Annotated in this window: 6 protein-coding genes and 1 pseudogene; 1 reads left to right on the top strand and 6 read right to left on the bottom strand. The window is 66.0% G+C overall.

Annotation, left to right across the window (positions count from 1 at the left end):
* From EN742_RS14675 to hutI, 6 genes and pseudogenes are all read right to left on the bottom strand, one after another.
* Window positions 1-1,350: pseudogene (locus EN742_RS14675) on the bottom strand (protein ndvB); the annotation flags it as partial.
* 270 nt (window positions 1,351-1,620) lie between these two features.
* Window positions 1,621-2,208, bottom strand: a complete 588-nt coding sequence (locus tag EN742_RS14670) for a HutD family protein (RefSeq protein ID WP_127406299.1) — start codon at window positions 2,206-2,208, stop codon at window positions 1,621-1,623.
* Window positions 2,209-2,212: 4 nt separating this feature from the next.
* Entirely contained in the window at window positions 2,213-3,883 is a 1,671-nt protein-coding gene (gene hutU / locus EN742_RS14665) for a urocanate hydratase (RefSeq protein ID WP_127406301.1), read from the bottom strand.
* A gap of 28 nt (window positions 3,884-3,911) precedes the next feature.
* Window positions 3,912-4,730, bottom strand: coding sequence for an N-formylglutamate deformylase (gene hutG / locus EN742_RS14660; protein WP_126055033.1), 819 nt, complete (start codon window positions 4,728-4,730; stop codon window positions 3,912-3,914).
* Window positions 4,730-6,271 (bottom strand): histidine ammonia-lyase, encoded by a 1,542-nt coding sequence (gene hutH / locus EN742_RS14655; protein ID WP_128332956.1) that lies wholly within the window; start codon window positions 6,269-6,271, stop codon window positions 4,730-4,732. The genes hutG and hutH overlap by 1 nt, the downstream gene beginning before the upstream one ends.
* The gene (hutI, locus tag EN742_RS14650) at window positions 6,268-7,503 is read right to left on the bottom strand and encodes an imidazolonepropionase (RefSeq protein WP_128332955.1); all 1,236 of its coding nucleotides are present in this window, start codon (window positions 7,501-7,503) and stop codon (window positions 6,268-6,270) included. The genes hutH and hutI overlap by 4 nt, the downstream gene beginning before the upstream one ends.
* A gap of 96 nt (window positions 7,504-7,599) precedes the next feature.
* Between hutI and EN742_RS14645 the strand changes: the two genes are divergently transcribed.
* A partial coding sequence (locus tag EN742_RS14645; RefSeq protein ID WP_128332954.1) for a formimidoylglutamate deiminase occupies window positions 7,600-8,661 on the top strand: 1,062 nt, incomplete at its 3' end.

The following is an 8,661-nucleotide window of genomic DNA, read 5'->3' as shown; positions in this document are numbered from 1 at the left end:
CGCCAGGCCGAGGTGGTCGAGCGCGTTGCCGGCCAGCGCCAACAACAGCACCGTCAGCGCAAAGACCGGCACGACGACGCCCAGCCAGCCGGTAGCGGAGAAAGCGCGCTTGACCGTGACGCTGATGGTTGGCCGATAGCCGATCGCCTTTTCCAGCTCCAGCCGGCGCGGGCCGACGAGGAAGAAGCCGACATCGGTATGCACCGTGGCATCGGTGTCGGGCGCCTCGGCCTGGGGAACCTCAGCGCCGGAGGCATCGGCGATCAAAACATGGCCGGCAAGCTCGATCGCCTTTTCGGCGACGCGGAATTCAGAGAGCTCCGACCGGCGCGCCAGTTCCTCGATGGCGGTGCGGTACTGGTCGCGTGAGAAGAAGTCGAGCGCGGCGAAGTCGGTCTTCTCGCGCAGCAGCGTGTCGATGCGGCTGACGCCCTCGAACCAGACCGTCCAGTCGACGTCATTGATGAGGCGCAGGCCGCGGATGATGTTGCCGGTGGTGACGTTGCCGCTGGACAGTGTGTGATGCTCGGAGATGATGATCTCCTCGGCATCGGAGCCGGTCTTTTCCAGCTCGCTTTCCAGCCATTCCAGCGCCCGGCCGGCGTTCTGCGAGCCGTCGCGCAGGCGGTAGAGCAATTGGGTGGCGAAAGTGGTGTCCTGCGCGTGGCTGCCATAGTGCGACAGGATCTTCTGCCGGTCGGCATTGTCGTCTGTCGCCAGCACCCGGTCGGCGACCTCGTTGGCGATCTGGCGCATCTGCCTGGTGCGGTTGACGCGCACGGCGATGCGGCGGAGATTCTCGATCAGCACGAAGCGCAACAGCGACGGCAGCGCCCAGAGCTCGCCGATCTTGAGCGGCTCGACCGACTGGAAGCCCTCGACGATCGCCTTGAACATGGTGGCCGAGACCGAGCTGTCGGAATGCGCGACATAGGTCCACGCCAGCGCCAGCGCGCGCGGCACGGTGGTTCCGTCGGCCAGCTTCAGCGTCGGCAGCTGGCGATAGAAGCGGCGCGGCAGGTCGCGCTTGACCTGGAAGATGGTCTCCTCGACCAGGTAGTTGTTGTCGAGCAGCCATTGCGCCGCCGGGGTGATGGTTTCGCCCTTGGCCTGCGCGGCATTGGTCGAGCGGTAGACTTCGAGGATTCGCTTGGCGCTGTCGCGGATGCGGGCCTGGAACTCGAACGGCGCCAGACCAAACAGATCCTTGACGTCCCCTTTGGCAAGGCCGGCACCCAACTCGCGTAGCCGGTCTTCCGGCATGAAATTGGAACGTATCGGCGCTTCGGTGATGACCGGGAAGCTGGCGCTCGTGAGTTCGATCTTGGCGGGATTCGTCTGTATGTTCATTTATATTTCCGTATGGCGGGCACGGTGCGGCGTCCCCGCCACGGCAATGGCCCTAAAACCTGCTCAAATGCAATTGGTTGCATGTCAACTTAGGCCGAAAGTTCGTTCTCCGCACCACGACAGGGCGTCATCTCTCAGCAGCTCGATGGACGAGCGCCCCACGCTCCCCGTCCCATATCTGATCGATGGAAGGAATCCGGCTTTTTCGTGATGCGGGCAAGAGCTTACGCCAATTTTCGCCGGCGCCGCGATCATGTTTGGCAACAGGCGTTAATGGTTGCTGCCAGCCCGATCGATGCGGATCACGAACAGGATCGTGCCGGCGGCCGGCTCCAGGCGCTGTCTCGGGGTGCCCAGATCCAGCACCAGCGCATCGAGCGGGCCGAGGCGCTCGGGCGCGTCGCCGGCAAGCACGATCTCGCCATCGAGAGGCAGGACAAGGGTCGTGTCCGCCCTGGCCTCGATTTCCAGAGGCGCCGCGACCGTCAGGCGCTCGACGGTGTGCGTCATGCGGCCGCGCCGGGTCATGACATTGAGGTCGGTGATCGGGCCGGAGATCAGCGCGGCCGCGGTCGGCACATCGGCTGCAAAGGAAAAAGGGGCGGAGGCCGCGGTCAGTTCGGCCGGCGCGCGGCCGGCGACGTCGAGTACGATCCCCTGCCCTGCCAGCACGCAAAGCGTGCGGTCGATGCCGGCGAAGCTGGAGAACGGGCCGCCGGCCTCGACGCGCGCCATCGAGATGCGCCAGTCGAAATTGTCGAACCCGGCGCCGTCGGGCGAAACAGTGATTTCGGTCGTCGTGCCGCCGCCGTTCTTCCACGGCATGACGCGGTAGCCGGCGGCACGAAGGATGCGCATCGGCTCAGCCCAGGATGCCCGGCAGGTTGAGCTGGTGCTCTTTGGCGCATTCGATGGCGATATCGTAGCCGGCGTCGGCGTGGCGCATGACGCCGGTCGCCGGGTCGTTCCACAGAACGCGCTCAAGGCGCTTGGCGGCCGCCGGCGTGCCGTCGGCGACGATGACCATGCCGGAATGCTGCGAGAAGCCCATGCCGACGCCGCCGCCATGGTGCAGCGACACCCAGGTGGCGCCCGACGCGGTGTTGAGCAGCGCGTTGAGCAGCGGCCAGTCGGAAACGGCGTCGGAGCCGTCCTTCATCGCTTCGGTCTCGCGGTTGGGCGACGCGACCGAACCGGAATCGAGGTGATCGCGGCCGATGACAACCGGCGCCTTGAGCTCGCCCCTGGCCACCATCTCGTTGAAGGCGAGGCCCAGCCTGTGGCGGTCGCCGAGCCCAACCCAGCAGATGCGCGCCGGCAGGCCCTGGAACGAGATGCGCTCGCGCGCCATGTCCAGCCAGTTGTGCAGATGGGTGTTGCCGGGGGTCAGCTCGCGCACCTTGGCGTCGGTCTTGTAGATATCCTCGGGATCGCCCGAAAGCGCTGCCCAGCGGAACGGGCCGATGCCGCGGCAGAACAGCGGCCGGATGTAGGCCGGCACGAAGCCAGGGAAAGCGAAGGCGTTCTCGAAGCCCTCTTCCTTGGCAACCTGGCGGATGTTGTTGCCGTAGTCCAGCGTCGGCACACCGGCGTTCCAAAACGCGACCATCGCCTCGACATGCTCGCGCATCGACGCGCGCGCCGCCTTCTCGACCGCCTTCGGGTCCGAGACGCGCTTCTCGCGCCACTCGGCCATCGTCCAACCTTTGGGCAGATAGCCGTTGATTGGGTCATGCGCCGAAGTCTGGTCGGTGAGGATGTCGGGGCGAATGCCGCGCTTGAACATTTCCGGTACGATCTCGGCCGCATTGCCGAGCAGGCCGACCGACTTCGCCTCGCCGGCCTTGGTCCAGCGCTCGATCATTTCCATTGCTTCATCGAGCGTCTCGGCCTTCTCGTCGACATAGCGGGTGCGCAGGCGAAAATCGATCGAGTCCGGATTGCATTCGATGGCCAGGCACGAGGCGCCGGCCATGACGGCGGCCAGCGGTTGCGCTCCGCCCATGCCGCCGAGACCGGCGGTCAGGATCCACTTGCCCCTGAGGTTGCCGTCATAGTGCTGGCGGCCGGCCTCGACGAAGGTCTCGTAGGTGCCCTGGACGATGCCTTGCGTGCCGATATAGATCCAGGAGCCGGCCGTCATCTGGCCGTACATCATCAGGCCCTTCTTATCGAGCTCGTTGAATTTCTCCCAGTTCGCCCAATGCGGCACGATGTTGGAGTTGGCGATCAACACGCGCGGCGCATCGGCATGCGTGCGGAAGACGCCGACCGGCTTGCCGGACTGCACCAGCAGCGTCTCGTCATCGGCGAGCGTCTTCAGCGAGGCGACGATGCGGTCGAAATCGTTCCAGGTGCGCGCTGCGCGGCCGATACCGCCATAGACAACCAACTCGTTGGGGTTTTCGGCGACGTCGGGATCGAGATTGTTCATCAGCATGCGCAGCGGCGCCTCGGTCAGCCAGCTGCGAGCGTTGAGTTCGGCGCCGCGCGGGCTGCGGATCTCGCGGATGTTGTGGCGAGGATTGGTCATCATTGTCCCTTTCGAGTAAGGCGGCGCGTCAGCGCCCGGCCCAGTCAATGGTGGTTTCGAGGATGGTCTTCAGCGTGGCGCGGATCGGCGCCGCGTATTCGGGATCGTAGGGCACCGGCCAGTTGTCCGGCGCGCCCCTTCCTTCGGGCTCGCGCATGTAGCCGCGGTTGGAAAGCTCCATCTGCAGCGCATGGACACCGTTTTGCGGATGGCCGAAACTGCGCGTGATCCAGCCGCCCTTGAAGCGGCCGTTGACCACCCATGTCTGACCGGTTGCGGCCATGATCTCGGCGACCTTGGCCTGAAGGGCCGGATCGGTGCTTTTGCCGTCATTGGTGCCGAGGTTGAACACCGGCAGCGTGCCCCCGAACAGGCGCGGCAGCACCGAGCGGATCGAGTGGCAGTCGTAGAGGACGATTCTTCCGTGCATGCCGTGCAGGCGGTCGATCTCGGCCTGCAGGGCGGCATGGTAAGGCTTGAAGTAGGTCTCGCGGCGCTCGTCGATTTCCGAAGGCGTCGGCTCCTCGCCCATATGGTAGAGCGGATCGCCGTCGAAGGTCTCGGTCGGGCAAAGGCCGGTCGTCGCCTGGCCGGGATAGAGCGAGACGCCGGACGGGTCGCGATTGACGTCGATGACGGTGCGCGAGATCGCGGTGTGCACCACCGTCGCGCCGAGGTCGGCCGCAAAATCGTAGAGCTTGTCGATCCACCAGTCGCAGTCGCGGCGGCCGAGCCAGGGCGAGACCAGCCGGCTGTCGAGACCGGCAAGGTCGATGCCGGTGTGCGGGATCGAGACCAGCAAGGGTGCGGTGCCTCGGGTTACGGTGAGCCAGGAAGGCGCGGCCATCACACCGCTCCCGCAATCGCCGGCAAGGCCACGGCGCTCGCCGCAATCACCGCGGCGCCGCTGCGCACCATGGCGATGGCCTTTTCCATGTCGGGATGGAAATGGCGGTCATTGTCGAGATGCGGCACTTCGGCCCGGACCAGCTTGCGCACCGCTTCAAGAGCTTGGCTCGACGCCAGCGGCGCATGGAAATCGCAGCCTTGTGCGGCAGCCAGGAGTTCGATGCCGATGACGGCGGTCGCATTCTCGATCATGCCAAGCAAGCGGCGGGCGCCGTGCGCGGCCATCGAGACATGGTCTTCCTGGTTGGCGGAGGTCGGGATCGAATCGACGCTTGCCGGATAGGCCTTCTGCTTGTTTTCGGAAACCAGCGCCGCCGCCGTCACCTGCGGGATCATGAAGCCGGAATTCAGTCCCGGCTTCGGCGTCAGGAAGGCCGGCATGCCGGACAGCGCCGGATCGACCAGCATGGCGATACGGCGCTCCGACAGCGAGCCGATCTCGCAGACAGCAAGCGCGATCATGTCGGCGGCGAAGGCCACCGGCTCGGCGTGGAAATTGCCGCCCGAAAGCGCCGTATCGTCCTCGGCGAAGATCAGCGGATTGTCGGTGACGCCATTGGCCTCGGTCTCAAGCGTGTCGGCCGCCTTGCGCAGCACATCGAGGGCGGCGCCCATCACCTGCGGCTGGCAGCGCAGGCAGTACGGATCCTGCACGCGCTCGTCGCCCACGCGGTGCGATTCACGGATGGCGCTGCCGGCCATCAAATTGCGCAGCGCATCCGCCGTCTCGATCTGGCCGCGATGCTTTCTGAGCAGATGGATGCGCGGGTCGAAGGGCGCGTCCGAGCCCTTGGCGGCGTCCGTCGACAGCGCGCCGGCGACCAGCGCCGACTGATAGAGGGTCTCGGCCTCGAACAGGCCGGCCAGCGCGAAAGCCGTCGAGAACTGCGTGCCGTTGAGCAGCGCCAGGCCTTCCTTGGCACCCAACGTCACCGGCTCCAGCCCGTGCGAGACGAAAGCGACCTTGGCCGGGAAACGACCGTGCGGGGTAAAACATTCGCCGACGCCGATCATCGCTGCCGTCATGTGCGACAGCGGCGCGAGGTCGCCGGAGGCGCCGACCGAGCCCTGCGCCGGCACCACCGGAATGACGTCGTTGGCGAGCATCGCTTCCAGCAGCGCGATGGTCTGCGGCCGCACGCCGGAGGCGCCCTGCGCGAGGCTGGCGAGCTTCAGCGCCATCATCAGCCGGGTGACGGCAACCGGCATAGGCTCGCCGACGCCGGCGGCATGCGACAGCACGATGTTGCGCTGCAGGGTTTCGAGATCGGCGGCGGGTATGCGCACGCTGGCCAGCTTGCCGAAGCCGGTGTTGATGCCATAGACCGGTTCGCCCTTGGCGACAATCCGCTCAACCGCCTCGGCGCTGGCCTTGATCCTCGGCTTGCAGGCGGCGTCTAGCTTCGGCACCGCGCCGCGATAGATGGCGCGCCAGTCGGCCAGCGTTGCGTTGCCGGGCTTCAGAACGAGTTCGGTCATTGTCCTCTCCAGATGCGGGCATGCAGCGGGTTGAAACCCATGCGGTAGACGAGTTCGGCCGGGCGCTCTATGTCCCAGATGGCGAGGTCGGCGGACTTTCCCGCCTCCAGCGTGCCGGTGTTTTCCAGCAGGCCAAGCGCACGCGCGGCTTCGCGGGTACCGCCGGCAAGGCATTCCTCGACAGTCAGCCCGAACAAGGTGGCCGCCATGTTCATGGTGAGCAGCAGGGACGTGAGCGGCGAAGTGCCAGGATTGCTGTCCGTGGCGACCGCCATCTTCACGCCATGCCGGCGGAACAGCTCGACCGGCGGCTTCTTGGTCTCGCGGATGAAGTAATAGGCGCCGGGCAGGATCGTCGCCACGGTTCCGGCCCTGGCCATCGCCGCCGCGCCCGCCTCGTCGGTGTATTCGAGATGGTCGGCCGACAGCGCGCCGTAACGCGCGGCAAGCTCGGCGCCATGCAGGTTGGAGAGCTGGTCGGCGTGGAGTTTTACGGGCAGGCCGAGCGTCTTGGCCTTGTCGAAGACGCGCGCCATCTGCTCCGGTGAAAAGGCAATGCCCTCGCAGAAACCGTCAATCGCGTCGGCCAGGCCTTCCGCGGCCACGGCGGGCATGATCTCGCTCGCGACGAGATCGATGAAGGCGTCCTTGTCGCCCTTGGCCTCCGGCGGCAGCGCATGGGCGGCGAGGCATGTCGTGCGGACCGTCACCGAGCGTTTGTCACCGAGTCGCCGCGCGGCACGCAGCGACTTCTTCTCATTGTCGACGTCAAGGCCATAGCCCGACTTCACTTCGATCGTGGTGACACCCTCGGCCATCAGCGCGTCGAGGCGCGGCAATGTCTGGGCTACCAGTTCGTCCTCGCTGGCGGAACGCAATGACTTCACCGAGGAAACGATTCCGCCGCCGGCTTTGGCCACCTCTTCATAGGTGGCGCCGGCCAGCCGCATCTCGAACTCGTTGGCGCGGTTGCCGGCGTAGACGAGATGGGTGTGGCAATCGACCAGGCCGGGCGTGACCCAGCGGCCTTCGCAGTCGGTGATGTCAGCGCCCTGGGCAAGCGCCGCCGGCAGATCGGCTTCCGGCCCGGCATAGGTGATCAGGCCGTCGCGCGCGACGACTGCGCCCCTTTCGGCGATGCCCAGTCCCGGCGCGCCTTCGGCCATCGTCGCCAGGCGCGCATTGCGCCAAAGGTGAAGGCCCCCTGCCCGGCTTTTGATTTCTGCCGCCATCATCTTTTCCGTTTGATTGGATGACAATTATGTATATACATATTGAAGCGCACTGCAAGTGCTATTGTCATCGGAAAGCGGGATTCGGAGAAAATCGTGACGGCGATCTTCGCGGAACAGGCACTTCTGGCGGACGGCTGGAACAACAATGTCAGGATCACGCTGGCGGGCGGCCGCATCGCGGTGGCCGAGCCCGGCGCCTCACCGCTGACCGGCGACGAGCGCCATGCCATTGTACTCTCCGGCATGTCCAATCTGCACAGCCACGCGTTCCAGCGCGGCATGGCGGGGCTCGCCGAACTGCGAGGCCCCTCGACCGACAGTTTCTGGAGCTGGCGCGAGGTGATGTACCGCTTCGCTCTGTCGATGACGCCGGACCAGGTCGAGGCGGTGGCGGCACAGCTTTATGTCGAGATGCTGGAAGCGGGATTTTCGCGCGTCGGCGAGTTCCACTATCTCCACCACGACCGCGACGGAAAACCCTATGGCAACATCGCCGAGATGGCGGAGCGGATCGCGGCGGCCGCGGCTGAGACCGGCATTGGGCTGACGCTGCTGCCCGTCTTCTATGCCCATTCCTCCTTCGGGGGTGCGGCACCCAATGAGGGCCAGCGGCGATTCATCAATGATGTCCAACGGTTCGGTCGCTTGCTTGAGAAAGGCCGCGAAAGCGTTCGCTCGCTCGATCAGGCCGTTGTCGGCGTCGCCCCGCACAGCCTGCGCGCCGCGACGCCGGAGGAACTCGACGCGGTAACCGCGATGGCGCCGGACGGCCCGATCCACATTCATATCGCAGAGCAAATAAAGGAAGTGGAAGACTGCATCGCCTGGTCGGGCGCGCGGCCGGTCCAATTCCTTCTTGACCATGCCAAGGTGGACCGGCGCTGGTGCCTGATCCACGCCACGCATATGACCGAGGCCGAGACGGTCCGCATGGCCAGGAGTGGCGCGATCGCAGGCCTCTGCCCGATCACCGAGGCCAATCTCGGCGACGGCACCTTCGCCGCGCCGCTGTTCGTCGAACATGGCGGACGCTTCGGCGTCGGCTCGGATTCCAACGTGCTGATCGGCCTGCCGGACGAACTCAGGCAGCTGGAATACTCGCAGCGCCTGACGCACCGCGCCCGCAACGTGCTGGCGGTAGCGGGCTGCTCGGCC

The sequence above is a fragment of the Mesorhizobium sp. M4A.F.Ca.ET.020.02.1.1 genome (assembly GCF_004022645.1).
In the GTDB taxonomy this organism is placed as follows: domain Bacteria; phylum Pseudomonadota; class Alphaproteobacteria; order Rhizobiales; family Rhizobiaceae; genus Mesorhizobium.
Note: the sequence above shows the minus strand (reverse complement) of the source record. Positions and strands in the feature narration are given on the sequence as shown.